This is a genomic window from Ruminococcus sp. AM42-11, from assembly GCF_003480145.1.
Classification (GTDB): Bacteria; Bacillota; Clostridia; order Lachnospirales; family Lachnospiraceae; genus Blautia_A; species Blautia_A faecis.
Genome location: NZ_QUIO01000019.1, coordinates 37,776 through 63,390 on the forward strand (window position 1 = coordinate 37,776; position 25,615 = coordinate 63,390).

Here is a 25,615-nt window from a genome sequence, read left to right on the forward strand (position 1 = left end):
CCTGTCTCTTTTGTTATAAATTCATTTCATATAGCCCATGATCATACTGCTTTAGACCATGTTTGAAAAAGATTCTGGAGCGTGTTTGAAAAAGGCTTTCTGTAAGATGTGCGTCACAATTTGTGGGAGATTTCGCCCGGAATTCCTATTGTCCATTGCATTTGCTCTTTCACGCTTTATTGCAGGAACGAGCTACCTCCCCACAATAACTGATCTTAAAATGTATTTGTATTATACTTTGTAATTGACATAAAATCAAACCTTTTTTTCGGCCAAAAATCGTATAAAAACAAGCTTTTTTTGCCCATTTTACAAAATAGCGTCGCTTTTATGGTAACCAATACTATATCTTGTATTTTTCATATTATTCTCATTCAAAAAATTTCGAAAAATCCAGAATTTTGTTTAAAATCCATGGATTTACACGCCATTCCAAAAGAATTCCCACACCGTATAAAGCTGTATATAAGAGCACTTTCAGGAGATAAGCGCTTACTTTCTGTGGAAAAATTCCATGATTGCGCCAGATTCCCATAGATTCCCTGTAGACCATCTGATACACCGAATCCCATAATGGCAGATAGATCAGATAATGCGGAAAAAGAAGTGCTACGGCAACTGCGCCTCCGGTAAGTCCGAACTGCAGAATAGACATGGAAAATACGATTCCCAGTCCAATCCCGGTAAAAAACATCGCCATAATTGCCATAGGGACTCCAAATACAGTAAAACCACAGATTAGAGAAAGGAAAAAAATCCCACCGCGCATCCAGAGAATCTGCAAAAGATAATCGATTCCTCCTGCTTCTGTTTTCCCATAGGTTTCCAAAAGGTACACTGCGGAAAATGCCTGCTGCTTCCAGGAAAAACGGTATATAAAGTTCGGGATCAGCATTCCTGCAAGAAATCCTGCAAGCAGCAAAGTCAGTCCTGGAAAAAAACTTTTCTTTTTGATACTGAGTAAATTTTCCATATATTCACCCTGTACCATTGTACGCAAGCGATGATTTGATTATGAATTACATAAAAAAATTCTTTTTGATTTTCCATGAATCAGCCCATGCAAGCATAGCTCGTTCATGGCTGCCGTCCGGGACTTTCATAATAAAAACCGCCTCCGCATCCTTCATATAGTATGAAAAATGCGGAAGCGGTTTCTTAATATTTCTTAATGTAAATTAACTCCGATTATTTGGCATAATCAACAGCTCTGCTCTCGCGGATCACATTGACTTTGATCTGACCCGGATACTCAAGCTCAGCCTCAATCTGCTTCGCTATGTCTCTTGCGAGAAGTACCATCTCAGAATCATTCACATGCTCAGGAACTACCATAACACGGATTTCTCTACCAGCCTGGATTGCAAAGGATTTCTCAACCCCCTTGAACTGATTGGTAATATCCTCAAGCTGCTTCAGTCTGTTGGTATAAGTCTCCAGTGTCTCTCTTCTGGCACCTGGACGCGCCGCGGAAATCGCATCTGCTGCCTGCACGATACAGGCAATAAGGCTCTCTGGCTCCACATCACCGTGGTGTGCTGCTACCGCATTGATCACAATAGGTGATTCCTTATATTTCTTACAAAGGTTTACACCAATCTCAATATGGGATCCCTCAACTTCATGGTCAATAGATTTACCGATATCATGAAGCAGACCGGCACGTTTCGCCATGCGCACATCTACACCAATTTCACCGGCAAGCAGACCGGAAAGCTGTGCTACTTCAATAGAATGCTTCAGCGCATTCTGTCCATAACTTGAACGGAATTTCATACGTCCAAGAAGTTTCAGAAGCTCTGGATGAATACCATGAACTCCAACATCCATAGCTGCATTCTCGCCATCCTCGCGGATCTGAGTTTCAACTTCTTTCTGTGCCTTCTCAACCATTTCCTCGATTCTGGCCGGATGGATACGTCCATCTACGATCAGTTTCTCAAGTGCTACTCTTGCCACTTCACGTCTGATAGGATCAAATGATGAGAGAACTACTGCCTCAGGAGTATCATCAATGATAAGGTCTACACCTGTCAGGGTCTCCATAGTACGAATATTACGTCCCTCACGTCCGATAATACGTCCCTTCATCTCATCGCTTGGAAGCTGCACTACGGAAATAGTAGTCTCGGCAACATGGTCTACCGCACATTTCTGAATGGCATTTACCACATATTCCTTGGCTTTCTTTCCTGCCTCTTCCTTCGCCTGGCTCTCAAGTTCCTTGTAAAGTCTGGCAACATCAACTTTAACATCGTCTTCCACAGATCTGAGCAATTCTTCTTTTGCCTGTTCGGAGGTCAGACCGGAAACACGTTCCAGTTCCTGTACTCCTTTCAGCTCGAGTTCATCTACTCTCTTTTCTTTCTTCTGCAATTCAGCAAATCTCGCTGTGCACTCTGCCTCGCGCTTCTCAACTGCTTCAGCTTTCTTATCAACGGTTTCTTCCTTCGATAAGACACGCTTCTCATATTTCTGCAGTTCGTTTCTACGTTCCTTGGTTTCCTTCTCCAGTTCGTTCTTTGTACGGAGAGATTCTTCCTTTACTTCCAATAAAGTTTCACGTTTCTTTGTTTCGGCCGCTTTTAAGGCTTCATCAATGATGCCTCTGGCCTTTTCTTCAGCTGACCCAATCGTTTCTGCGTCTTTCTTAACTTTGTTATCCACAGAAACTTTACTAGTAATAGGAACTGCAATCAGTAGAGTGGCTACTACAGCGACAACTGCAACAATAATTGTTGTCACAGGAGCACCTCCTCAATATTTAGTTTTCATTGTGCAATCACAACAATACAAGTTTATCTTTTTTTTAGAATTATGTCAAGTTTTTCTACACAAAAACAAAATTTAAATTTCCAAAGAAACGTCTAGCGTTACTGTTCACTCCACGACCAGTAACACGCTTCGCGATGCACAGAAAGAATCCAGCAATTTATCAATAGCTTCTCTCACAGGTAATATTCATGTCTTCCAGCACGTGGGAAATATCTCCATAGGAAAAACCTCTTCGAAGGAGAAATCCCTGGAGGCGGCGCATCCCCTTCTCGTCCAGGGCAGTACCAGGCTGACACTTTTTCTCTACTGTAGTTCGGAGAATGGCCAGTTCATCTGGCTCTTCAATCTCTGCTGCCTCTTCCCAGGCTGCAAGGGCAGTCTCGCGGTCAATTCCTTTCCCTAAAAGCTCCTGGAGAATCTTCTGACGGCTCTTGGTTCCCATGCGGAAGGTAATATAATTCATGGCATAGCGGTAATCGTTCAGATACCCATAGGAACGCACATAGTTCATGGCATCCTCTGTGGCTTCTGCTGAAAAGCCTGCCTGACGCAGCCGGTCAGACAGGCCTTTCTCTGTACGGTCCATATGCTCCAGAAGAAGCATTGCCTTTCTTCTGGCATTCTTTTGCTCTTCAGGTGTAACCGCCATATTTTATTCCTCTTCTGCTGCCGGAGCGTCAGATTCTGGTGTAGTTTCTTCTTGCTTCACATCCTGCTGCTCTTCTTCCTCACCTGGAAGAAGGTGATAATGGATACGAACCTTGCGTTCAATCTCATCGCAGATGTCCGGATGCTCTTTCAGGAACAGCTTGGCATTCTCACGTCCCTGGCCGATCTTATTTCCTTCGTATGCATACCATGCACCGCTCTTATTCACAATGGAATTCTCAGCAGCAAGATCAAGGATATCCCCTTCCTTGGAGATGCCGGTACCAAACATAATATCAAACTCAGCCTGCTTAAATGGCGGAGCAACCTTATTCTTAACAACCTTGATCCTGGTGTGGTTTCCAACCATCTCGCCGCCCTGCTTCAATGTCTCTACACGGCGTACATCAAGACGTATGGATGAATAGAACTTAAGGGCACGTCCACCAGTAGTTGTCTCCGGGTTACCAAACATAACACCAACCTTCTCACGGAGCTGGTTGATAAAGATCACAACGCAGTTAGACTTACTGATAATAGCGGTCAGCTTACGAAGTGCCTGTGACATCAGACGTGCCTGCAAACCTACATGACTGTCTCCCATGTCACCATCAATCTCTGCCTTGGGAACCAGAGCTGCAACGGAATCCACGATGATAATGTCAACTGCACCGGAACGAACCATGGTCTCTGTAATCTCCAGAGCCTGCTCACCATTATCCGGCTGGGAAATGTAAAGATTATCAATATCTACGCCGATGTTCTTCGCATATACAGGGTCAAGAGCATGCTCGGCATCGATAAAACCGGCAATTCCGCCTCTTTTCTGAACCTCGGCTACCATATGTAATGCAACAGTGGTCTTACCACTGGACTCTGGTCCGTAGATTTCTATAATACGTCCCTTCGGCACACCGCCTACCCCAAGTGCAATGTCAAGGCTCAGGGAACCGGTAGGAACAGTCTCCACCTGCATATTGGCACTGGACTCACCCAGTTTCATTACAGAGCCCTTGCCATATTGCTTCTCAATATGTCCAAGAGCCGCTTCCAGCGCTTTCTTCTTCTCTTCATTTATCATTATTCCGATCTCCTATTCTTAATAATCAGACAAGTCCGTAGTAATTTCTGTAATCATTAACCGGACTGTATAACCTGTTACCATTCACAAAAGGCACCTGGCAGAACCTTATCCGTGAACAGCAGCCAGGATCTGTTACTGTTCACTCCGTTCACAGTAACGCGCTTCGCGATGCACAGAAATCATGCAAAGCATGATTTCGCGCCGCAATTCTCGGGTTTTCTGTGAACTTTGTTCACAAAAACACCTCGCGGAACATTACCAGTGAACAGCAGCCAGGATCTTCTTGCTTGCGCAAATACGAACCTATGTTCGTTTCTCTGTAGTACATACTATCTTAAATCAGTTCACTTGTCAAGCCCCTACTCGCCATATAAAAATTTTATTTTTCATGTTAAGCCAAACGAACTGTAAAGTTATTTTCACCGGTGGAATCATCCCGGAATACGGGTGTGAAATTCTTGTATACCCGGAGACAGACAAAACTCCGGTAAATTTTGAAATGAATCGTATACGACTTTTATATTGTCGTTTTCCTGTCAGTAATTCTACTATATAGCAAAACATCCGGAATTACAAGAATTATTTCCTGCAACCCGGATGTTATTTACTATCCCATTACTGTTCACTCCGTGACCAGTAACACTAGCTGCTCTTATCCCTGGCTAAGCACGCTTCTGACATGATCCACTTCTTCCCTTGTTGCCTGAGCTGCCGGCACATAATAGCCTCTTGCACGGGCAATCTGGTAAATCTCCTCCTGGGACATCTCGCACTGATTTCTCATCTGTTTTAAGGTTTGTTTCAGCTGAGGATTCTCTGTCTGAGGGATCATCTCCCCATAACGGGTCAGTTCACCGTTAATTCCTGCAAGGGTATCTGCTACCATCACTTTTTCATTCATCTGCGGCACCTCCTACTGTAAATACTGCATAAGCTGATTTTTGCAGTCCACTGCCGACTGGGCAGACTTCTGGAAAAACTGTTTTACCTGGCATCTGTAGCCTTACTTGCATACTCCTCCATTTTACAATGGGTGGTGTCAAATCCGCCGATCAGGTGACGTAAATTCTGTAAATCCAGTTCTGAAATTTGGTTCATATAACCTGCCTCCTGTTAAAATATGTTACTGTTCACTCCGTTCACAGCAACGCGCTTCGCGATGCACAGAAATCATGCATTTGCATGATTTCGCGCCGCACTTCTCGGGTTTTCTGTGAACTACGTTCACAAAAAACACCTCGCGGAATGTTACCAGTGAACAGTAACTAAAATATTTCTGTAGCGAAAACCAATAGTATGGAACCTTTGTTTTCGACAGCCTTCAAATGTCCATATATACAAAATACAGGAGAAAATTAATCTCTCCTGTATCCTGAGGCGGACACTTTACAGAAAGTAGTATGTCCGAATTTCATCTTATTATGTACCGTATATATTATGTACCATATATATCTATATCCGTACTTTAAATGGCATATTTCTTACAGAATCCTTATTCCCCGATCAGCCAGTTGTACATCTCTTCATACTGGCGTGCGGAATTACTCCATGAGAAATCCTTTGCCATAGCCCGGTCTACCATCTTATTCCATTCGCGCTTCTTGTCATAGTAAATGTGCTCTGCATAGCGGATCGTGGAAAGCATCTCATGTGCATTGTAATTGCTGAATGAAAATCCGGTTCCGGTTCCTTCGAATTCATTGTAAGGCTCTACCGTATCCTTCAGACCACCTGTCTCTCTGACGATTGGAAGAGTACCATAACGAAGGCTCATCAGCTGGCTCAGACCGCATGGCTCAAACAATGACGGCATCAGAAATGCATCAGAAGCTGCATAGATTCTGTGAGACATGCTCTCATCGTAATAAATCTGTGCAGAAACCTTGCCATGATATTTCCAGTCAAAGTGACGGAACATATTCTCATAGCGCTCATCTCCTGTGCCAAGAGCTACAATCTGTACACTATCCTGACAAAGCTCGTCCATGATATAAGCGATCAGGTCAAATCCCTTCTGATCTGTCAGACGGGAAACAATACCAATCATCATAGCCTTCGGATCCTGCTCAAGTCCTAAATCTTTCTGTAGCTGGATCTTATTCTTAACCTTCTCCTTACGGAAGGTGGTAGCATTATAACGAGCTGACAGATTAATATCTGTCTCCGGATTAAAATCATTATAATCAATACCATTTACAATACCACGCAGACTGTTGGAGCGTGCACGGAGCAGTCCGTCCAGACCTTCGCCATAGAACGGGGTCTTGATCTCATCTGCATATGTATTACTTACTGTAGTAACAGCATCTGCAAATACAATACCACCCTTCAGGAAGTTGCCATCCTTGTATGCTTCCAGCTTATCCGGTGTAAAATAGTAATCGGAAAGTCCTGTGAGCTCCTTGATTGTCTTCACATCATATACACCCTGGAATTTCAGGTTATGTATGGTCATGATGGTCTTAATTCCCCAGAAAAACTGATTCTGCTGGAAGCTGTCGTGCAGATAAACCGGAACAAGACCTGTCTGCCAGTCATGGCAGTGAATAATGTCCGGGCGGAAATCGATTACCGGAAGTACGGAAAGCACTGCCTTGGAGAAGAATGCAAATTTCTCCAGATCCCACGGAGCACTGTCATATGGCTTCGGTCCACTGAAATAATACTCATTATCTATAAAGTAGAACTTAATGCCATCATACTCCATCTGAAGAATACCTACATAACAGTTCTTGTATCCAAGATCCATGTAGAAGTGTGTGACATATTCCATTTTATCTTTCCATTCCTGCTTCATGCAGGCATATTTCGGTAAGATCACGCGAATATCAAAATAACGTTTATCAAAGCATTTCGGCAGTGAGCCGGCTACATCAGCCAATCCTCCGGTCTTAATAAAAGGCACTGCCTCTGATGTTGCAAAAAGAATTCTTTTCATTCAAAAAACCCTCCTTAGTAATAGCAAATAGCGTTACTGCCACTTAATGCCAGTAACCTGCTTCTGTCTTTTATTATACCCCAAATTCGGCTCATTGGAAAGAACGATTTTTATATTCCAGTCTGATTTTGTCAGCAATCAGTGCAATAAACTCGGAATTGGTAGGTTTTCCTTTCCCATTGCTCACTGTATAGCCAAACAGCTGGTCAATGGTATCCATTTTTCCACGGCTCCATGCAACTTCAATGGCATGTCGGATAGCCCGCTCCACGCGGCTTGGCGTTGTCTGATGGCGTTTGGCTATGGTTGGATATAAAATTTTTGTAATAGAATTCAGCATTTCCATGTCATTTACGGATAAAATAATAGCATCCCGCAGATACTGATAACCTTTAATATGTGCAGGTACTCCGATTTCATGTATGATATCTGTCACATCCGTTTCCAGATTTCCTGAATTGTAAGTATTTTCCTCTTCCTTTTGTCTTGGACGGTTCATTTCCCTGACGCGTCTCTCTCCCGCCCGGCGGATGTGTTTGATTCGGTTCAGCAGCATTTTGTTGTCAAAAGGCTTCAGCATAAAATAATCTGCTCCAAGATCAAAAGCGTCCTCTGTGATCCGCTCCTGTCCCACTGCCGAAACCACAATAAATGACGGCACTTTTTTCAAATTTTCATCGTGACTGAAGCGCTCCATCACTGAAAGTCCGTCTACTTTTGGCATGATAATATCCAGTACAACCACGTCAGGCTGTTTTTCCTTTATGATGTTACAGATTTCTTCTCCATTATGTGCTTTTCCAACCAGTTTCAGTTCTTCGTCCTGATCAATGATCTTACTCAGTACCTCCACCATTTTCTCATTATCGTCCGCAATTGCCACATTCAATTTTTCCATGAGGCCATTCTCCTTCTACTATTTTGAAAATTCTCCGGCAATCCACAGCCGGAAAGTTGCTATATTTCTGATATCAGGAAGCAAACGCGTTTTTCTTCCCAATATCTTCCTATCACCTGTACAAAACAGCAGGGCCCTGTTTGCTCTTGCACATTTTTCAGAAAAATTTTCCTTTGCTGTAACAACGTCTATTATAGTGGAACTGCCATGGGGAAATCAAGCCGAAACTGCCGTTTTTACTGCATTTTCGTTCGATTAGTTTCGAGCTTTTTTGCGTCTTTTAACGACAATAATTTCATTTTTTCTGAGGGGATTTTTATATTAAGACAGCGTTTTACACCGACTCTCAATTTAACACAGTTTATTTTTTTCGCGTTTTATGATTGAAAGATATGGAACAGGTTCATAAAAATACAAGAGTGAAATCATGATTTTTCTCCATACTAGTACAGTGAAAATTAAGTTTCTGCTATATTGACACAGTATATGAAAAATCAGACAAGTCACTATAGCGGTTACTTAATATTTGCTGTACCAGCACAGTGAAAAACAAAAGAAAAGGATGTGAAAACATGTACCAGAAACGAAAATACAAACATTTTATCCTGCTCTGTCTTGTCCTTGACCTTCTGACAATGGTATTTCTGGGATATCGTTATCTGGACCGGAAAATTCCGGATGAAATACACATTGACAAAAATTCAGGACTTGACCTTTCCCAGATTTCCAATCTTCCTTTTGTATCTTTCGGAGATACAATCACTACTTCCGGGGAAGGCAGCTACCAACTGCCTTGCAGACTTTTTGGAAAAATAGCTTTCAAGAATATTAAAGTGAAACCAACAGAGGCAGACACCATTCTGGTCAGCGGCAGCACAGTGGGGATTTACATGGAAACAGACGGAGTTCTTGTGATCGACACCGGAGAAATCCTTTCTAAAAATGGGCAGATGCAGGATCCGGCAAAAAATATTTTAAAGCCTGGCGATTATATTGTTGCACTAAATGAGCAGAAAATATCCTGCAAGCAGGATTTAATTAACGATCTGGAAACTATTGATGGAAAGCCTGTTACGGTAAGCGTGCGAAGAAATAACAGTACCATTCCGGTCTCTCTCTCCCCGGCACAGGATGCTTCCGGGAAGTACAAGCTTGGAATCTGGGTCCGGGATGACACCCAGGGAATCGGAACCCTTACCTATGTAACAAAAGACGGAAATTTCGGTGCTCTTGGCCATGGAATCAGCGATATCGACACAGGAAATCTTTTGTCAATAAAGGGAGGAAATCTTTACTGTGCCCAGATCCTCGGAGTGCAAAAAGGAGAAAAAGGAAGTCCCGGAGAACTTTCCGGGCTGATCCGTTACAGAAATGACAATGTGATCGGACAGATTCGTGTAAATAGTTCAAATGGAATTTACGGCAGTTTCACCAGCAGTTCTGGCAATAATATTACAGAGCTCCAGGCCGCAGCTTCTGCTTCAGATGATACGGTCAATGCTTCTGAAAGCTTTAACCAGTCCAAAACTTCTTTCTGGGATTTTGCAGACAGTTTTTCCGAAAATGATTCTCTGCCAATTTCCCTCCGCCAGATGAAAATCGGCTACAAACAGGAAGTACAGACCGGTCCGGCTTCCATTCTGTGTGATGTAGGTAATGGAGTAAAAGAATACGATGCAGAAATCACCAGAATCGACATGAACCACGAGGACACTAACAAAAGTTTCGTCATCCATATCACCGATCAGCGGCTTCTTAACACCACCGGCGGCATTGTCCAGGGCATGTCAGGCAGTCCCATCCTGCAAAATGGAAAAGTAATCGGTGCGGTAACCCACGTTTTTGTCCAGGATGCGGCAAGTGGGTATGGAATTTTTATTGAAAACATGCTGGAGCGTGTCTGAAAAAGGCTTTCTGCAAGATGTGCGTCACGATTTGTGGGAGATTTTGCCCGGATGAGGGCGCCGTAGCGGACTACGGCAACTGAATTCGGGCAAAATATACCGCAAAGTGGGGCGTGCAGATTGCGGGAATGATTTTTCAGACTCGCTCCGGAGCCTGCCTGAAAAAGCTTCTGATATACTCAGAAATTCCCTGTCAGACAGGAGCCTGTCTCACAGAGGATTTCAACTTACATGTTTGAAAACTCATTTTCTCAATCTACAAAAAGGAATTATGCCTTGCACTCCCTGGCCAGTTTTTTCATCTCCCTTGCATTTTCCAGCACAGCGCCAGTGATCTGGGCACCCCCAAGAAGACGGGCCAGTTCGCGGATGGAGGCTTCTTCATCAAGGGGATGGATCTGAGTGGTGGTCTTGGTGCCTTCAACCTGCTTCTCGATCTCAAAATGGGAATCTGCCATGGCTGCGATCTGGGGAAGATGGGTAATGCAGAGCACCTGATGATGATGCCCGATCACTGCCATTTTCTCAGAAACCTTCTGAGCAGTACGTCCACTGATTCCCGTATCTATTTCATCAAAAATCAATGTTTCGATCTGGTCACGGTCTGCCAGGATTGCCTTCAGTGCAAGCATAATTCTGGAAAGCTCACCACCGGATACGATTTTACCAAGGGGCTTCAGACTTTCTCCCGGATTTGTGGAAATTTCATACTGGATTTCATCATAACCATTCTCTGTAAAACTGCTTCTTCTGGAAAACGTGATGGCAAACTGTACATCCAGGAAATTTAAGTCTTTTAATCCCTGGATTACCTTTTTCTCCAGCTGATGGCTGTATTCTTTACGAATTTCCGAAAGACGGCTGCAGGCCACTTCCAGCTTTTTTTCTGCCTTTTTCAGTTCTTCCCTGGAAGCCTCGAAAATTTCTTCATACTTCTGAAGTTTGTTCAGCTTTTCCTGCTGTTTTTTCTGGTATTCCTGGATTTCTTCGATACGCTGACCGTATTTGGCTTTCAGACCATTGAGCAGATCCAGGCGGCGCTCTGTCTCATAAAATACGGATTCATCAAAAGTCATGTCATCCATATAGGAGGACAGCTCCCTGTTAAAATCATTGAGAAGTCCGTCCACTTCGCTTAAGGTCTGGGAAAGGGATTCCAGCTGTTCATCGTACTCTGTCACTCTGGAAAGCTCCCGAAGAGCCTCTCCCACTGCTTCCCCGGCTCCCTGTCCGTCATATCCGGTAAGGGCATGGGCACTTTGCAGGGAATCGATAATTCTGCGTCCATTGGAGAGCTTTCGATACTGCTTTTCCAATTCTTCGTCTTCTCCTGGAACCAGAGATGCTTTCTCAATCTCATTGATCTCAAATTCCAGAAAAGCCATTTCCCGATTCTTCTGCTCTTCGTCCATATCAAGGGATTTCAGTTCTGCCTGACATTTCTTATATTCCTGATAGGCAGCTTTCACCTTCTCTTTTTCCGGAAAGATTTTCTCACGGCCATAAGCGTCCAGGATTTCCAGCTGTTTCTCCTCATAGAGAAGGGACTGGTGCTCATGCTGCCCGTGAATGTCAAGAAGACAGGCTGCAGCGGCCTTCATCTGGCTGACAGTGCTTGTCTCCCCATTTATCTTATTAATGCTCCTGCCGTCCATGATTTTTCTTGACATGAGGATCTGTCCGTCCTCCGGATAAATATCAAGTGCGGCAAGTGCTTCTTTTGCTTTCGTATTTTCAACCTGAAATAAAAGCTCTACCAGTGCATAGGGCGCATTTTCCCTGATCATGCTTCTGGATGTCTTTCCTCCCAGGATCAGCTGCATGGAACCGAGAAGAATGGACTTACCGGCACCAGTCTCACCGGTGAGGATATTTAGCCCTGGTCCGAATTCCACTTCAATTTCATCTATGAGTGCAAGGTTTTTTACGTGTAAATGTACTAACAAGGTTGACCTCCTTACGTTACTGTATATTCAAATGGACAGTAACTCCTTACTCTTTTCTCATACCCTTATAAACAGGCCTAGAGCCTGTTTGAAAAATCATTCCCGCAATCTGCACGCCCCACTTTGCGGGAGATTTCACCCGAATTCGGTTGCCGTAGCCCACTACGGCGCCCTCATCCGGGCGAAATCTCCCACAAATTGTGACGCACATCTTGCAGAAAGCCTTTTTCAAACACGCTCTAAAGCCCATATGTAATGTCAGGCAACGCTATGCTTCAAAGCCACACATGCCCTTCAGATAGTAACAATCGAGCAGGAAATTCCTGCCCGATCCACTTTATGTTCTCAGTCAGCTCTAAAACCCGATTGAAAATTCCGGTCATGCAAACTGTTTCCATTTTTATCTTCTGTTCAAAATACTGCCCAGCTTCTCCATGACACCCTCCGCCAGCTCAGAGCTTTTGCAGGCACACATAATCGTGTCATCTCCTGCAATACAGCCCAGGATTTCCGGCCATTTCAAGGCATCCAGAGCTGTGGCAACTCCCATTGCCATTCCGGTAACTGTTTTGATCACTACCAGATTCTGTCCAACCTCAATGGACACAACCGCATCATTTAACACTCTTGTATACTGGTCCCCAAGCCCTGGCTGTGTATCCTGCAGGATGGCATAGCGGGATTTCCCGTCTTTTCCTGCAACCTTGGTCATTTTCAGTGCACGGATATCTCGTGAAACCGTAGCCTGTGTCACCTTAAAACCGGCTTCATTCAATCTGGCTGCAAGCTCTTCCTGTGTATCTATGTCATATTCTTTTATCAGTTCGATAATTTTCTCATGTCTTGCTAATTTCACTTCTTAACCTCCCCTGCAAAGATTTTCTGCCCTGAAGTCTGTTAAAAAAGGCTGTCACTTACAATACCCCTTTTTCAAACAAGCTCTGAATGAACCTTTGCAACGCATTCTGAAAATGATATTATCAATAAAATTCCCATACTATGATCAATACTTATAATAATATTTGTATTCTGATACATTAATAAAAATCAGCTATCCCTCATTTTTTGTCTCAACACTTCAACAAAACTAAGATGATTCAGCTTCAAAATCCTGGTTTTCACCTCTGCCTTTCGGATCACAATCTTATCTCCTGTGATCATTGGAATTTCAGAATCCCCATCAAAAGAAGCCAGTCCTTTTTCACAATCCTGGTGACGTCCCTCTCCCATTTCCACCGTGATCACATCCTCCGCTGGGAAAACAATGCTTCGGCTGTTCAGAGTGTGTGGCGCGATCGGTGTCATAATCGTCATCTCTCCACTTGGTGAAACAATAGGACCGCCAACAGAAAGGCTGTATCCTGTCGAACCTGTAGGTGTGGAAATAATAATTCCATCAGCGTTATAAGAGTTCAGATATTCGTCATTGACAAAATTTTTAAATCTTACAACACGAAGGGGACCTTCCCTTGCAATTACAATGTCATTTAAGGCAATATCCTTGCCGATGACCTTGTCTCCCCGGTAAACAGTCCCGGAGAGCATCATTCTCTCTTCCACCTCGTAGACATCCTCCGTAAGCTTGTCAAGAGCCTGGTATACAGACTGCCTGTCCACCTCAGCCAGAAAGCCCAGATTTCCAAGATTGACTCCCAGAAGGGGAATCTGACTGCGCTTCTTATCGTGAGCCGCCTGAATGTCTCTGGCAGCCTGAAGAAGGGTTCCATCACCGCCAAGTACGATAATGCACTGTGTTTCTTCCGGAATCTTTCTTGGATCCGTATAGTGGAACGGACCTGCAGTCTGTCTTCCTGCAAGCTGAACTTCACAGTGTCCGCCTCTTTTTCCAAGATAATCCACTACCCGGTCTGTAAATTCCAGATTTTTATCTTTTTCATTGTTGGTTATAATATAAAACTTATTCATACCAAAGTCCTGTATCTGTTTACTGTCCCCTGTAAGCAACAGCATTCAACTGCATACTATTTTTCTGCCGGTTTATCCAATGCTCCGTGTGCCTGTGCAACCACATCCTCCACTTTCACAGTAAGACTGTCCGGAACCTCCGTTCCCTCCGGTCTTTTCTTCAGATGCAGAAGATATTCAATATTTCCCTCTGGTCCTTTGATCGGAGAAAAAGAAAGATGGCATGGCTCGAGGGAAATACTCATGGCGAAATCCCTCACCTTCTCTATCACTTCCTCGTGTACAGCAGGATCACGGACAACCCCTTTCTTTCCCACCTTTTCCCTGCCAGCCTCAAACTGGGGTTTTATCAGGCAGACGATTTCGCCATCCTCTGTAAGAAGATTTCTCACAGGTCCCAGTACCTTGGTCAGGGAAATAAAGGAAACATCAATAGAGGAAAATGCAGGTTTCTCCTGGATATCCTCCGGTACCACATAGCGAATGTTGGTTTTCTCCATGCACACAACTCTTGGGTCGTTGCGAAGCTTCCAGTCCAGCTGGCCATATCCCACATCAATAGAATATACCTTCACACCGCCATTCTGAAGCATACAGTCTGTAAAACCGCCTGTAGAGGCGCCTACATCCATGCACACCTTCCCCTCAAGACTTACATCAAATTCATTCATTGCTTTTTCAAGCTTCAGGCCGCCGCGGCTTACATATGGAAGGGTGTTTCCTCTGACTTCCACTTTCACCGTTTCAGTAAACATGGAGCCTGCTTTATCTTCCTTCTGACCATCTACATAAACCTGTCCGGCCATGATATATGCTTTTGCTTTTTCTCTGGAAGGTGCAAGAGCGCGCTCCACCAGCATCATATCCAATCGTTTCTTCATTCTCTTATTCCTTCTGAATAGTTACCTGAAATTTTCTTTATCTTCTCTGCAATGGCATTGGCGCTAAGCCCCAGCTGTACCCTAAGACTGTCCACACCTCCATGAGGCACAAAACGATCCGGAATAGCCACTGGCAGCACCTGGATACCAGGATGATGTTCTTCCATATAACTGCATACCTGCTGTCCAAAGCCACCATTTTGCACATTTTCTTCTACTGTTACCACCAGGCTGTGATTCCGCGCCAGCTGATCCAGCAAAGCTGTATCTAATGGCTTTACAAATCTGACATTTACAAAGGTAGAATCAATTCCTTCCTTCTGTAATTCACTGCAGACCTCTGCACAGATCTCCACCATGCTTCCAAGTGCCAGAACTGCTACCTTACAACCGCTGTGAAGGACTTCACTTTTCCCCATCTCCACAGCTGTCTGATATTCCTGCAGCCCCTGATATGCATTACCTCTTGGGTAACGGATTGCTACCGGGCCATCCGCTTTCACAGCAAAGCGAAGCATTTCCTTTAACTCCCAGTCATTCTTCGGTGCCATCACTGTCATTCCAGGCATCATGCTGAGATAGGAAATGTCAAAATTGCCCTGATGTGTCTCACCATCTGCTCCAACAAGACCTGCCCTGTCCACTGCAAAGATCACATGAAGCTTCTGCATGCACACATCGTGAAGCATCTGATCCACAGCTCTTTGCAAAAAGGAGGAATAAATGGCAACCACCGGGACTACTCCGCCAAGTGCCAGTCCGGCTGCAAAGGAAACTGCATGCTCTTCTGCAATTCCCACATCAAAGAACCGGTCTGGAAATCTCTGGGAAAACTTTTTCAGCCCGGTACCATCAGGCATGGCAGCTGTAATGGCAACCAGCTTCTCTTCTTCTGCTGCCACCTGGCACAAAGCATCTGCAAACACATCTGTATAACTCGGACAGACCTTCTTCTGGGTTGGCTTTCCAGTCTTGATGTCAAACGGTCCGATTCCATGAAACATATCCGGGTTCTGTCTTGCAGGTTCATAGCCACGTCCCTTTTCTGTAAGAACATGAACCACAACCGGTCCCTTCACACGCTTTGCCTCATTAAAAAGACGCATCATCTGGCGCATATTATGCCCGTCCACCGGTCCAAGATAGGTCAGGCCCATATTTTCAAAGAGCATTCCCGGAATAAAAAGCTGCTTAATGCTGCTTTTCGTCCTTCTCACAGCATCCACCATAGCGGTTCCCACACGGGGAATCTTTTTTACCGCCTTATTCAAGCTCATTTTCATTCCGGTGTATGCTTCTGCAGTACGGATCGCACTGAGATAATTTGACATTCCTCCTACATTTGGAGAGATTGACATATTATTGTCATTTAAAACAATTATAAAATTGGTATCCAATTCGGCTGCATTATTCAGCGCCTCATAAGCCATACCGCCTGTAAGCGCACCATCGCCGATCACAGAAACCACATGATAATTCTCTCCAAGAAGATCCCTTGCATGCACATAACCAAGGCCTGCAGAAATAGAATCTGAACTATGTCCCGCGTCAAAAGAGTCGCAATTGCTCTCCCCTCTTTTTGGAAAACCACTCAGTCCGCCTTCCTTGCGCAGGGTCTCAAATTCACCTTTTCGTCCGGTGAGGATCTTATGAGTGTATGCCTGATGGCCTACATCCCAAATCAGCTTGTCATCTGGAAAATCCAGTACATTATGCAGTGCCAGTGTAAGTTCTACCACTCCAAGATTGGATGCCAGATGTCCTCCTGTCCTGCTGACGGATTCAATCAAAAAGCTTCGTATTTCTTCTGCCAGCTGCGGAAATTCAGCCAGAGGAATTTTGTGAATATCGTTGGGCTTTTTTATTTTATCCAGAATCATTTGTATCCTTCTTTCACTTCCTGCGTCCCACCAGCTCGTTCACCAGAGTAAACAGGAATTCATTTTTCTTATTCAGTCCTTCAAACAAAGTAACTGCCTCATCTGACAGCTTCTTCACCTGCTGTGATGCTTTCTCAATTCCCATAAGTGTCACATAAGTAGTCTTATGGTTCTTCTCATCACTGTGAATTGGCTTACCCAGCTCTTCCTCGGTGCTGGTCACATCCAGGATATCATCCTGGATTTGGAACGCAAGGCCGATATTTTTTGCTGCTTTTTCTACTATAGCAGTCTCTTCTTCCGTGGCACCTCCAAGAATTGCGCCTGTCATCACAGAGGCTTCAATAAGTGCAGAAGTCTTATTCTCATAAATATAATCAATCATCTCACGGCTCATAGGCTTGCCGTCATTTTCCACATCCACACTCTGTCCGCCAAGCATTCCGTAAAGTCCGGTCTTATGGGACATTACCTTCAGTGCCTGAATCACATGTGCCTGACAATCTGGTGTATCTGCCGTGTCAAAAGCTGTAAGCATCACTTCATAAGCATAATTGAGAAGTGCCACACCGCTAAGAACCCCCATAGCTTCCCCATAAACTTTATGAGTAGTAAGACGTCCTCTCCGGTAATCGTCATTATCAAGAGCCGGAAGATCATCATGGACCAGTGAATGGGTATGAATCATCTCCATTGCTGCCATAAAAGGATATGCCAGCTTCTCTTCTCCTCCAAACAGCCTTAAGGTTTCCAGGATCAGCATAGGGCGAAGGCGCTTTCCTCCTGCCAGAATACTGTAATTCATTGCCTGTGCCATAGTCTTCGCAAAACCTTCCTCTTCCGGAAGATAAGACTGGATCACTTTATTAATTTCTTCTGTTCTTTTTTTTAATTCATCTTGAAAATTCACCAAGGCTACCATCCTCATTCATCTGCAGCATTTTTTTCTCAACAGTATCAAGCTTATCATTACAATATTTCAGAAGCTCCATTCCCTGTTTATAAAGGCGAAATGAATCTTCCAGGGAGGTCTCACGGTCTTCCAGCCTTCCCGCCAGAACATCCAGCTCTGAAAAAGCCTCCTCCAGAGTTTTCTCTTCTTTTTTCTCATCAGCCATCCTTCCGCACCTCCGTCTTTATTGCTGCACACATTGTGCACAGAAGTCTTTTACTAGCTATGCACGATCTGCATGCTGACTTTATTTTTCACTGTCTGTATCTGCTCCGTAACTGCTGGCTTTTGTATTCTGTACAGACGCCTCTATTGTACCATCTGTAACATAAATCAGCAGACCATCCCCTTGTTTTACCTGTGAAACGCTTGTCAATGTCTTTCCTTCCTTATCAGAAACGTAGGAGTAACCCTGATTCAGCTTCCGAAGAGGAGAAAGACCGTGAAACCTTTCCAGATAGAGGGACAGTCTGTGTCTTTTATCTTTTATCTTTTGTTCCATGGCAGACTGGATTCGTTCCTGCACATCTGCCGCATACTGCTGACGGTCACGCAGACGGCTCTCTGGATTCAGATACTGAAGACGTGTTCCATATCTTTCCAGTTTTGCCCTGTTTACGTCAATTTTATTCCACACTGCCCGTTCCAGCCGTTCCTGATACCCTTGCATGGAATTCAAAAGAGTCCGGCAGTCAAAATAGGCGAGTTCTGCCGCTGCTGAAGGTGTAGGGGCACGAAGATCCGCCACAAAATCCGCGATGGTAAAGTCAGTCTCATGTCCCACTGCAGAAATTACAGGTGTATGGCACTCAAAAATCGCCCTTGCCACCTCTTCTTCGTTAAAAGCCCATAGTTCCTCGATAGAACCACCGCCCCGGCCTACAATGATCACATCCACGCCTGCCTCGTCCAGCATGCGGATACCACGTACAATACTGGCCGCTGCTCCCTCTCCCTGCACAAGTGCCGGGTAAAGAATACTCTGGATAAAAGGATTTCTTCGGGTGGAAACGTTGATAATATCCCGAATCGCAGCACCTGTAGGAGATGTGACAATCCCCACTCTGTGGGCAAATTCCGGTATGGGCTGCTTATACTCCTGTGCAAACATTCCCATATCCTCCAGCTCCTGCTTCAACGCCAGGTATCTTTCATAAAGCGCACCAGCTCCCTCTAAAGTAATCTCCTTCGCATAGAACTGATATGCGCCATCTCTTTCATAAACATCTACTCTGCCCCCGGCTATCACCTTGTCTCCGTCTTTCATGCGGAAAGCAAGACCTTTTCTGGAACCTGCGAACATAACGCATTTCAGTGTGCCGCCTTCGTCCTTCAAGGTAAAATAGATGTGTCCTGTGGAGTGGTATTTACAGTTGGATACCTCTCCCTTTACATAAATATTCTGTAAAAAATAGTCCTGGGTAAACATGTTCTTCACATAGCGGTTTACCTGACCAACAGAATAGACATTATTCATTTTTATTTTCCGGTGCCCTGGAGCTTACATTGCGGTTGACAACTACCACCTTTTTGGAAGGATCCTTTACCTTGAAACCGGATTTCGGTCTTGCAGAGGTCTGTTCTTCTTTCTTAGAAGATGCCTTTCTTGCAGCAACCTTCTTATCCGGGTTGGCAATCTTTCCAAGGATTCCGTTTACGAATGCACCGGACTCTTCAGAACCGAAGCATTTCGCCAGTTCTACAGCCTCATTGATGGCAACTCCTACCGGCACTTCCTCTTTCTCATATTCAAGCTCATACACAGCCAGACGAAGAACTGTCAGATCAACACGGTTCATACGGCTTGTCTTCCATCCCATACTGATGCTGTTCAGCTTCTCATCAAGCTCATCTGTGTGGTTCATAATGTTCATATATTTGCGGCTGATATAGTCCCGGTCGCTCTCTTCCAGATTCTCAATATCAGCTAAATATAAAGCCAGCTGCTCTTCCATTTCTTTCTGTGTATTAAACTCGCTGATAAAAAGCAGCTTAAAAATATGTTCTCTCTGTTCCCTTCTTCTCATGTTTCCTCCTACTATCTGTAACTCCCGAAAATCCCTGCAAAGAAATGTCAGCTCACGCAGACATTCATAGAAAAAAAAGGAAAGGTTTACTTTCCTTTTTTCGTTTACTTGCTTTTTTCATTCTCCATATCTACGCTTGCAATATGAATATTGACATCTGCAACCTCAAGTCCTGTCATGTTCTCAATGGCTGCTTTTACTTTCTCCTGAACCTTCTTGCTGGTCTCAAGGATATTCATGCCATATTCAATATTCAGGGTAAGGTCAACGCTTACCACACTGTCAACAATTTCAACCTTAACTCCCTTGGAGAGATTCTTCATTCCAAGCTTGCTTACCAGCTCATTGGTAATATTACCTGCCATGGAGGCAACTCCGTCTACTTCTGTAGCGGCAAGTCCGGCGATAATAGTAACGACCTCATCTGCGATCTGAACCTCACCGATTCCCTCAATATCCTGTATTTTATATGTTGTTCTCTTCTCTGCCATGCTTACAAACCTCCTAGGTTTAATCTGCCGGCTGCCGGAAAATTCGCATCTTTCCCCGAGGCCAGCGTCAAATCTGCCTTACGGCGTATTTACACGAAACGGACTATCCCACGCATCTGCGCAGTTCTATTTCTATCCGAGACTTTCTTTAATTATAGCAAAATGCGTCAAAAATGAAAAGAGTTATTTACTGAATTCTGTTAATATTAAATCCGGATTTCTGTCTTCTGTCATGCCCACACTCCATGCATTGATAAACAGAAGCAACGGATTGCCTTTCAGATCTGTAACCTTCTTCATGTCAGAAGTTCCGACGATCTTGTCCACCTGAATCTCATCCTTGTTCGCAATCCATCTGATGTGCTCATATGGCAGATTTTCCAGACGAATTTCCACATTATACTCGTTCTCCAGACGATATTTCAAAACATCAAACTGGAGCACACCAACAACGCCCACAATGATCTCTTCCATATTTCCGTAAAGCTCCTGGAAAATCTGGATGGCACCTTCCTGTGCGATCTGGTTAATTCCCTTTACAAACTGCTTTCTCTTCATGGTATCCAGAAGTCTTACCCTTGCAAAGTGCTCCGGTGCAAATGTAGGAATGCCCTCAAATGCAAATTTTTTTCCAGGCGTACAGATCGTATCTCCAATAGAGAAAATACCGGGATCAAATACACCGATAATATCTCCTGCATAAGCCTCCTCAACTACATGGCGTGACTCAGCCATCATCTGCTGGGGCTGAAGAAGTCTCATCTTCTTATCCCCCTGTACATGATAAACCTCCTGGGAGGCATCGAATTTGCCGGAGCAGATACGCATAAATGCAATTCTGTCACGGTGAGCCTTATTCATATTTGCCTGAATCTTAAATACAAAAGCAGAAAAATCATCGCTCATAGGATCAACAAGACCTGAGTCTGCCATTCTTGGAAGAGGTGACGTAGTCATCTTCAGGAAATGCTCCAGGAAAGTCTCAACACCAAAATTGGTAAGAGCGGATCCAAAGAACACAGGAGTCAGTTCTCCCTTACTTACCATCTCCTGATCGAACTCGGCACTTGCGCCATCCAGAAGCTCGATTTCCTCCAGAAGCTGTTCTTTCTGCTCCGGATCCATAACCTCAAGTGCATGAGGAGAATCCAGATCGATTTCCTCAATAGTTCCCTCCTTGGTACCTTTCTGGGTATCTGTGAAAGTAAGGATCTTATTCGTGTTGCGGTCGTAAACACCGCGGAATTTCTTACCGGAACCGATTGGCCAGTTAATAGGGCAGGTTGCGATTCCAAGCTCTTTTTCGATCTCGTCAAGAAGATCAAAGGTATCGTTGGCATCACGGTCCATTTTATTGATAAAAGTAAAAATAGGAATGTGTCTCATAACGCAGACCTTGAACAGCTTTCTGGTCTGTGCCTCAACACCCTTGGACCCATCGATTACCATAACTGCAGAATCTGCAGCCATCAGGGTACGATAAGTATCCTCTGAGAAATCCTGATGTCCAGGAGTATCCAGAATGTTGATGCAGTAACCGTCATAATGGAACTGCAATACGGAAGAAGTAACGGAAATACCTCTCTCCTTTTCAATTTCCATCCAGTCTGATACTGCATGGCGGGCCGTTGCCTTTCCTTTAACACTACCGGCCAGATTAATGGCTCCGCCATACAGCAGGAATTTCTCAGTCAGAGTAGTCTTACCTGCATCCGGGTGGGAAATGATGGCAAAGGTTCTTCTTTTTTCTATTTCTTTCGTATACTTCGACACGTTTAGCCTCCTATTTGAATTCTCTATTTCAGACACGCTCTAGAGCGTGTATTCTTACATTTTTGCAGCATTCCTATTCTAGTATAAGGACTGCTGCACTGTCAAGGGGGTATATCATGGATTTACTGTAGTATTATCACGGATTTACTGTAGTATCATCATCAATATCCACGGAAGTCTCCAGTGATTCATCTTTATTTACCAGTTCTTCCTCGCTTTCATTTAACGGCGTGATCACAATATTTTCCGGCGCAATTCCCGTTTTTCTTTTCACAATGTCTTCAATCTGAGCCCGTTTTGCATCTGTCAGATCTGCTTCCGGAACCACCACATCTGCCGTTTCTCCGGTAAGGTTTACGATCACATTTTCGAAGCCTTTGGCTTCCAGAAGAAGTTCTGCTGCCGACTCTTTTTCCGTCAGATCCGCCATGGAAACCATTGTGCTCACAGCCTCCTGCTTCTGGTCATCTCCCAGATCCTGGTTGTTAATAATAGCCTGCAGGTCTGCTTTATTCTGGGAACGGATCTGTTCTCTGGAAAGTTTGGCCTGGGCCGCAAAATCAGAAGCCGCAGTAAGTACAGCTTCCCCCGGCGTGCTGGTGGTCTGATCCTGCACATCCGTAAGGCTGCTATCCGCCCCGTTCTCATCCAGAAGGGCTGTTTCATCGGTCAGATCATAGTCTACATCCTCCAGAATACTGCTGCTGTCCGCGCTTGCCTCCTTATTTTTCAGGCCAAGATCTACATCTGCAAAATTCAGGTATCCTGCAACTGCGATCAGAACCGCCAGTGAAGTAATGATTACCTGGTTCTTTTTCAGAATCTTTTTCACTTTACCTCTCCTCATTTCATTTTCATTACTTTAATTTTATGGGCATCCAGCTGAAATAATGCCATAACTCCTTCTACAATATTCCTGGAAACCACAGAATTATCTGCTCCTTCCGCCGCGATCAGCACTCCGGTCACCGCCTGATTTCCGGAATCGTAGAAACTGCTGCTGTCTTTTTCTTCCCCCGTCATAAGGAGCACCCGCACTTTTCCCACTCCTTCTGTCTGGGATAAAAGATCTTCCAGTTTTTTCTCCAGAACTGTCCGTTCTGCATCTGTATTTTTCTCAGAAGAAGCTGAAAAAAAGGAACTGCTTTTTACTTCCGGGGAGCTATCCTTTTTATCGGATACCGGAAGTGCAATTACCGTAAGCAGAAGTCCCAAAAGGAGAAGAATCACCCATTGTCTGCTTCCCATTTTCCCAAGCAAGGACTTCACAGTTTTCTTCCCTGATTCCCCAGTTTGCTGCAAGTTCATCTTTTATCCCCCTCTCAAGCTCTCCATCTGGCACCTCCTTCGTCCACAGGCAGACTTTTAACAGCTCCCCTTCTATATGTACTTTGCATGCCGTCACTTCTATGCCTTTCTTTTTCAAAGATTCCGGAATATTTTTCTCAAGCTGCTCCTCCACACCTTTTTCCAGAAGGCTTTTCTGAAGATTTTCCAGATCAAGAGTGAGCCGCTTTTTTCTTCCTGCTGGTAAAGGCTGGAAAAGCTTTCCGGCAGTGTCTTAGCTTTTTCCAGAATGGAAAGCATGGGAGTGATCAGCATAACCATCAGCAAAAGTCCCATAAAAAAACGCACATAACGCTGATATTTCCCGGTAGGCACCAGATGGATGAGCATAGTCAACAGAATATAAAATATGGCAAGGCATTTGATCCAGCTGTAGATGGCTTCTTTCATAATATATCACTTCCCGCATCCCATTTTGGTCCCATATCTCAGTCATATGCTCAGGTTATTATGGTTCATTTCCGCTTACTGTTACTTTTATCCGCCTACAGACGCCATGAGAACTATAAAGGTAAGCACACACAGAATTTCCGCAGTCAGCATGATCCGCAGAAGCAGGGCACAGCCTTCTCCCATTGTGCCAAGGCAGCCTACGATTCGTTTGTCTGATACAGGCTGTGCCACTGCACCAAGGAGCGAAAGCTAAGGGATAGGAGACCATAATGAATCACAGGTCCGGCTCCTGCAAGAAGCAGAACCACCACCGCCATTGCTCCAAGACAGTTTTTCACAAGCAGTGCCCCTGCCAGAATCAATTCTGTTACCGCATTTACGGCATTTCCCACAGCCGGAATCGCTCCGGCAGTTCTGCCAGGGCAGTTCGTTTGATGGCATCCATGGCAGGCGCAACCAGTCCTCGTACCGCCTGAAGCCCAAGGACAGCCCCAAGCATGGTTTTCAGGCTCCAGTTGATCATAGTTTCCAGAAGTTCTGCCATCTTGCTTAACATGTCCTCTTTGGAAAGATGGTTCACCATACAAAGAAGAACATACAGATTAGCCCCTGGCAGAATCAAAGTGAGAAGAAGCCATTCCACCAGCCACACCAGAAGAAGAACCCCCTGATAAAATACAGAAGCCGTGACAGCTCCTGATGCTGCTGAAACTGCCACGAATAAGCAGGTGCCAGGCCTTTCATAAACTGAGTCATCCATTCCAGCTGTTTTCCAAGAGAAACTCCAAGCTGCTGATAGCTGTTCATCAGAATGGTAAATAATAAAAGATATACCATGTAAAAACTTACCTCTCCAATCTGGCTGTTTTCAAATACCTCTGCAAAATTTGAAAAAACAGCAGCTGCCAGCACCAGGAGAAGAATGCGAAAAAAATTAGCCCGTTCTTTTTCCAGCCGTTCAAAAAAGAGGCTGCGCAGAAATTGCTGCACCGCCTCTTTTGAAAATACTGTTTCGCCGTTTATCATGTTTTTTAATGCTGTTCCTATGGAGAAGCTGTCCTCTCCCAGCATTTCATCCATTAAAGTTTGTACCTGTTCGAAAGACATGTCAGAAACCAGCTGCTCCGTAATGCCCTCAGAATCAGCGGAAGCTGCACGATAGCCAATACCTGCTGTTACCGTTTTCTCCGTTGTCTCTTCCTCTGTTTCGACTGCTGTTTCACCTGTAAAACTCTCTGCTTCCATGTTCTCTGCGTTTACATTTATTTTTCTGGTTCCCATCAGAATCCATACTGCAAACAACAATGCAGCAATTACCTGCCATTTTTGTTTTTTTCTCCAGACCCTCATACCATGAACTCCTGAATCGTCTTCAGAAGTGCCATAAGCACCGGCATGCTCAGAACCATCACCGACAATTTACAGAACAGCTCAATCTGCGCCGCTGTTGTGCTGTAGCCTGCATCTTTACAGATTCCGGAGGCAAACTGACCGATGTAGGTAATTCCGATCATTTTTACCAGTGTGGAAATATATTCCGTGTCCACTGGAAGTGTCTCCTGGATTTTCCCCAGAGATTCAAACAGGTAATAAATTTTCCCCACAGCAAGTCCCATGATCACAAGACCAATTCCAACTGTAATAAAACAGGCGTATTCCGGTTTGGTTCCTTTCATAAGAAATCCAAGAATAACACCGCATACGCCTAGTAACGAAATCTTTATAATGTCCATTTTCCACCTCCTGAACACA

General features: G+C 44.4%; 27 protein-coding genes and 5 pseudogenes. 3 read left to right on the plus strand and 29 right to left on the minus strand.

Going from position 1 to position 25,615, the window contains the following annotated elements; genetic code table 11:
- Positions 1-370: 370 nt before the first annotated feature.
- From DW904_RS12210 to spo0A, 8 genes and pseudogenes are all read right to left on the minus strand, one after another.
- Positions 371-973 (minus strand): stage II sporulation protein M, encoded by a 603-nt coding sequence (locus DW904_RS12210; RefSeq protein WP_173718392.1) that lies wholly within the window; start codon positions 971-973, stop codon positions 371-373.
- A 215-nt stretch (positions 974-1,188) separates the two neighbouring features.
- Complete coding sequence (rny, locus tag DW904_RS12215) at positions 1,189-2,745, minus strand: ribonuclease Y (RefSeq protein WP_118580984.1); 1,557 nt, start codon at positions 2,743-2,745, stop codon at positions 1,189-1,191.
- A 190-nt stretch (positions 2,746-2,935) separates the two neighbouring features.
- Complete coding sequence (locus DW904_RS12220; protein WP_118580987.1) at positions 2,936-3,424, minus strand: regulatory protein RecX; 489 nt, start codon at positions 3,422-3,424, stop codon at positions 2,936-2,938.
- Positions 3,425-3,427: 3 nt separating this feature from the next.
- Complete coding sequence (recA, locus tag DW904_RS12225; RefSeq protein WP_118580990.1) at positions 3,428-4,504, minus strand: recombinase RecA; 1,077 nt, start codon at positions 4,502-4,504, stop codon at positions 3,428-3,430.
- 655 nt (positions 4,505-5,159) lie between these two features.
- Positions 5,160-5,408: a spore coat protein gene (locus DW904_RS12230; protein WP_118580993.1), complete on the minus strand. Its 249-nt coding sequence runs from the start codon at positions 5,406-5,408 to the stop codon at positions 5,160-5,162.
- Positions 5,409-5,420: 12 nt separating this feature from the next.
- Positions 5,421-5,605: pseudogene (locus tag DW904_RS12235) on the minus strand (hypothetical protein).
- A gap of 394 nt (positions 5,606-5,999) precedes the next feature.
- The gene (gene glgA, locus DW904_RS12240; RefSeq protein WP_118580996.1) at positions 6,000-7,445 is read right to left on the minus strand and encodes a glycogen synthase GlgA; all 1,446 of its coding nucleotides are present in this window, start codon (positions 7,443-7,445) and stop codon (positions 6,000-6,002) included.
- A 91-nt stretch (positions 7,446-7,536) separates the two neighbouring features.
- On the minus strand, positions 7,537-8,343 hold the full coding sequence (gene spo0A, locus DW904_RS12245; RefSeq protein ID WP_118580999.1) for a sporulation transcription factor Spo0A: 807 nt from the start codon (positions 8,341-8,343) through the stop codon (positions 7,537-7,539).
- Between the two features lie 572 nt (positions 8,344-8,915).
- Between spo0A and DW904_RS12250 the strand changes: the two genes are divergently transcribed.
- Positions 8,916-10,247, plus strand: coding sequence for a SpoIVB peptidase S55 domain-containing protein (locus DW904_RS12250; RefSeq protein WP_118581002.1), 1,332 nt, complete (start codon positions 8,916-8,918; stop codon positions 10,245-10,247).
- A 29-nt stretch (positions 10,248-10,276) separates the two neighbouring features.
- Here the strand turns inward: DW904_RS12250 and DW904_RS25600 are convergent.
- Positions 10,277-10,327: pseudogene (locus DW904_RS25600) on the minus strand (DUF6783 domain-containing protein); the annotation flags it as partial.
- On the opposite strand from DW904_RS25600, the pseudogene DW904_RS25605 reads away from it, so the two are divergent.
- Positions 10,304-10,486 (plus strand): annotated as a pseudogene (locus tag DW904_RS25605) (DUF6783 domain-containing protein); the annotation flags it as partial. The pseudogenes DW904_RS25600 and DW904_RS25605 overlap by 24 nt on opposite strands.
- Positions 10,487-10,516: 30 nt before the next feature.
- Here DW904_RS25605 and recN read toward each other — a convergent pair.
- Positions 10,517-12,193, minus strand: a complete 1,677-nt coding sequence (recN, locus tag DW904_RS12260; RefSeq protein WP_118581005.1) for a DNA repair protein RecN — start codon at positions 12,191-12,193, stop codon at positions 10,517-10,519.
- A 46-nt stretch (positions 12,194-12,239) separates the two neighbouring features.
- Entirely contained in the window at positions 12,240-12,392 is a 153-nt protein-coding gene (locus DW904_RS25610) for a DUF6783 domain-containing protein (RefSeq protein ID WP_334292299.1), read from the minus strand.
- On the opposite strand from DW904_RS25610, the pseudogene DW904_RS25615 reads away from it, so the two are divergent.
- Positions 12,342-12,449, plus strand: a pseudogene (locus DW904_RS25615) (DUF6783 domain-containing protein); the annotation flags it as partial. The gene DW904_RS25610 and the pseudogene DW904_RS25615 overlap by 51 nt on opposite strands.
- 144 nt (positions 12,450-12,593) lie before the next feature.
- Here the strand turns inward: DW904_RS25615 and argR are convergent.
- From argR to DW904_RS12350, 18 genes and pseudogenes are all read right to left on the minus strand, one after another.
- Positions 12,594-13,049, minus strand: coding sequence for an arginine repressor (gene argR, locus DW904_RS12265; RefSeq protein ID WP_118581008.1), 456 nt, complete (start codon positions 13,047-13,049; stop codon positions 12,594-12,596).
- A gap of 191 nt (positions 13,050-13,240) precedes the next feature.
- Positions 13,241-14,119 carry an NAD(+)/NADH kinase gene (locus DW904_RS12270; RefSeq protein WP_118581099.1) on the minus strand — a complete coding sequence of 293 codons (879 nt, stop codon included), beginning with the start codon at positions 14,117-14,119 and terminating at the stop codon, positions 13,241-13,243.
- Positions 14,120-14,175: 56 nt separating this feature from the next.
- The gene (locus tag DW904_RS12275) at positions 14,176-15,000 is read right to left on the minus strand and encodes a TlyA family RNA methyltransferase (protein ID WP_118581011.1); all 825 of its coding nucleotides are present in this window, start codon (positions 14,998-15,000) and stop codon (positions 14,176-14,178) included.
- A complete protein-coding gene (dxs, locus tag DW904_RS12280; protein WP_118581014.1) occupies positions 14,997-16,880 on the minus strand; it encodes a 1-deoxy-D-xylulose-5-phosphate synthase in 1,884 nt (627 codons plus the stop codon). Before dxs ends, DW904_RS12275 begins: the two co-directional genes overlap by 4 nt.
- Before the next feature lie 13 nt (positions 16,881-16,893).
- Positions 16,894-17,790 carry a polyprenyl synthetase family protein gene (locus DW904_RS12285; protein ID WP_118581017.1) on the minus strand — a complete coding sequence of 299 codons (897 nt, stop codon included), beginning with the start codon at positions 17,788-17,790 and terminating at the stop codon, positions 16,894-16,896.
- Positions 17,774-17,998, minus strand: coding sequence for an exodeoxyribonuclease VII small subunit (xseB, locus tag DW904_RS12290; RefSeq protein WP_118581019.1), 225 nt, complete (start codon positions 17,996-17,998; stop codon positions 17,774-17,776). The genes DW904_RS12285 and xseB overlap by 17 nt, the downstream gene beginning before the upstream one ends.
- Before the next feature lie 81 nt (positions 17,999-18,079).
- A complete protein-coding gene (gene xseA / locus DW904_RS12295; RefSeq protein ID WP_118581022.1) occupies positions 18,080-19,309 on the minus strand; it encodes an exodeoxyribonuclease VII large subunit in 1,230 nt (409 codons plus the stop codon).
- Positions 19,302-19,859 (minus strand): transcription antitermination factor NusB, encoded by a 558-nt coding sequence (gene nusB / locus DW904_RS12300; protein WP_118581025.1) that lies wholly within the window; start codon positions 19,857-19,859, stop codon positions 19,302-19,304. Before nusB ends, xseA begins: the two co-directional genes overlap by 8 nt.
- 104 nt (positions 19,860-19,963) lie before the next feature.
- Entirely contained in the window at positions 19,964-20,350 is a 387-nt protein-coding gene (locus DW904_RS12305; protein WP_118581028.1) for an Asp23/Gls24 family envelope stress response protein, read from the minus strand.
- A gap of 183 nt (positions 20,351-20,533) precedes the next feature.
- Positions 20,534-22,123, minus strand: coding sequence for a peptide chain release factor 3 (locus DW904_RS12310; RefSeq protein WP_118581031.1), 1,590 nt, complete (start codon positions 22,121-22,123; stop codon positions 20,534-20,536).
- Positions 22,124-22,259: 136 nt separating this feature from the next.
- Positions 22,260-22,955 (minus strand): SpoIIIAH-like family protein, encoded by a 696-nt coding sequence (locus DW904_RS12315; protein WP_118581034.1) that lies wholly within the window; start codon positions 22,953-22,955, stop codon positions 22,260-22,262.
- 11 nt (positions 22,956-22,966) lie between these two features.
- Complete coding sequence (locus tag DW904_RS12320) at positions 22,967-23,338, minus strand: hypothetical protein (RefSeq protein WP_226815050.1); 372 nt, start codon at positions 23,336-23,338, stop codon at positions 22,967-22,969.
- Positions 23,295-23,585 carry a hypothetical protein gene (locus DW904_RS22910; protein ID WP_202187715.1) on the minus strand — a complete coding sequence of 97 codons (291 nt, stop codon included), beginning with the start codon at positions 23,583-23,585 and terminating at the stop codon, positions 23,295-23,297. Before DW904_RS22910 ends, DW904_RS12320 begins: the two co-directional genes overlap by 44 nt.
- Positions 23,546-23,860, minus strand: a complete 315-nt coding sequence (locus tag DW904_RS12325; RefSeq protein ID WP_118581037.1) for a stage III sporulation protein AF — start codon at positions 23,858-23,860, stop codon at positions 23,546-23,548. Before DW904_RS12325 ends, DW904_RS22910 begins: the two co-directional genes overlap by 40 nt.
- A gap of 87 nt (positions 23,861-23,947) precedes the next feature.
- Positions 23,948-24,255 (minus strand): annotated as a pseudogene (locus DW904_RS24565) (hypothetical protein).
- The gene (locus tag DW904_RS24570) at positions 24,240-24,581 is read right to left on the minus strand and encodes a hypothetical protein (protein ID WP_279254389.1); all 342 of its coding nucleotides are present in this window, start codon (positions 24,579-24,581) and stop codon (positions 24,240-24,242) included. Before DW904_RS24570 ends, DW904_RS24565 begins: the two are co-directional and overlap by 16 nt.
- Positions 24,482-25,213 (minus strand): hypothetical protein, encoded by a 732-nt coding sequence (locus DW904_RS12345; protein WP_118581046.1) that lies wholly within the window; start codon positions 25,211-25,213, stop codon positions 24,482-24,484. The genes DW904_RS24570 and DW904_RS12345 overlap by 100 nt, the downstream gene beginning before the upstream one ends.
- On the minus strand, positions 25,210-25,596 hold the full coding sequence (locus DW904_RS12350) for a SpoIIIAC/SpoIIIAD family protein (protein WP_118581049.1): 387 nt from the start codon (positions 25,594-25,596) through the stop codon (positions 25,210-25,212). Before DW904_RS12350 ends, DW904_RS12345 begins: the two co-directional genes overlap by 4 nt.
- Between the last annotated feature and the right edge of the window lie 19 nt (positions 25,597-25,615).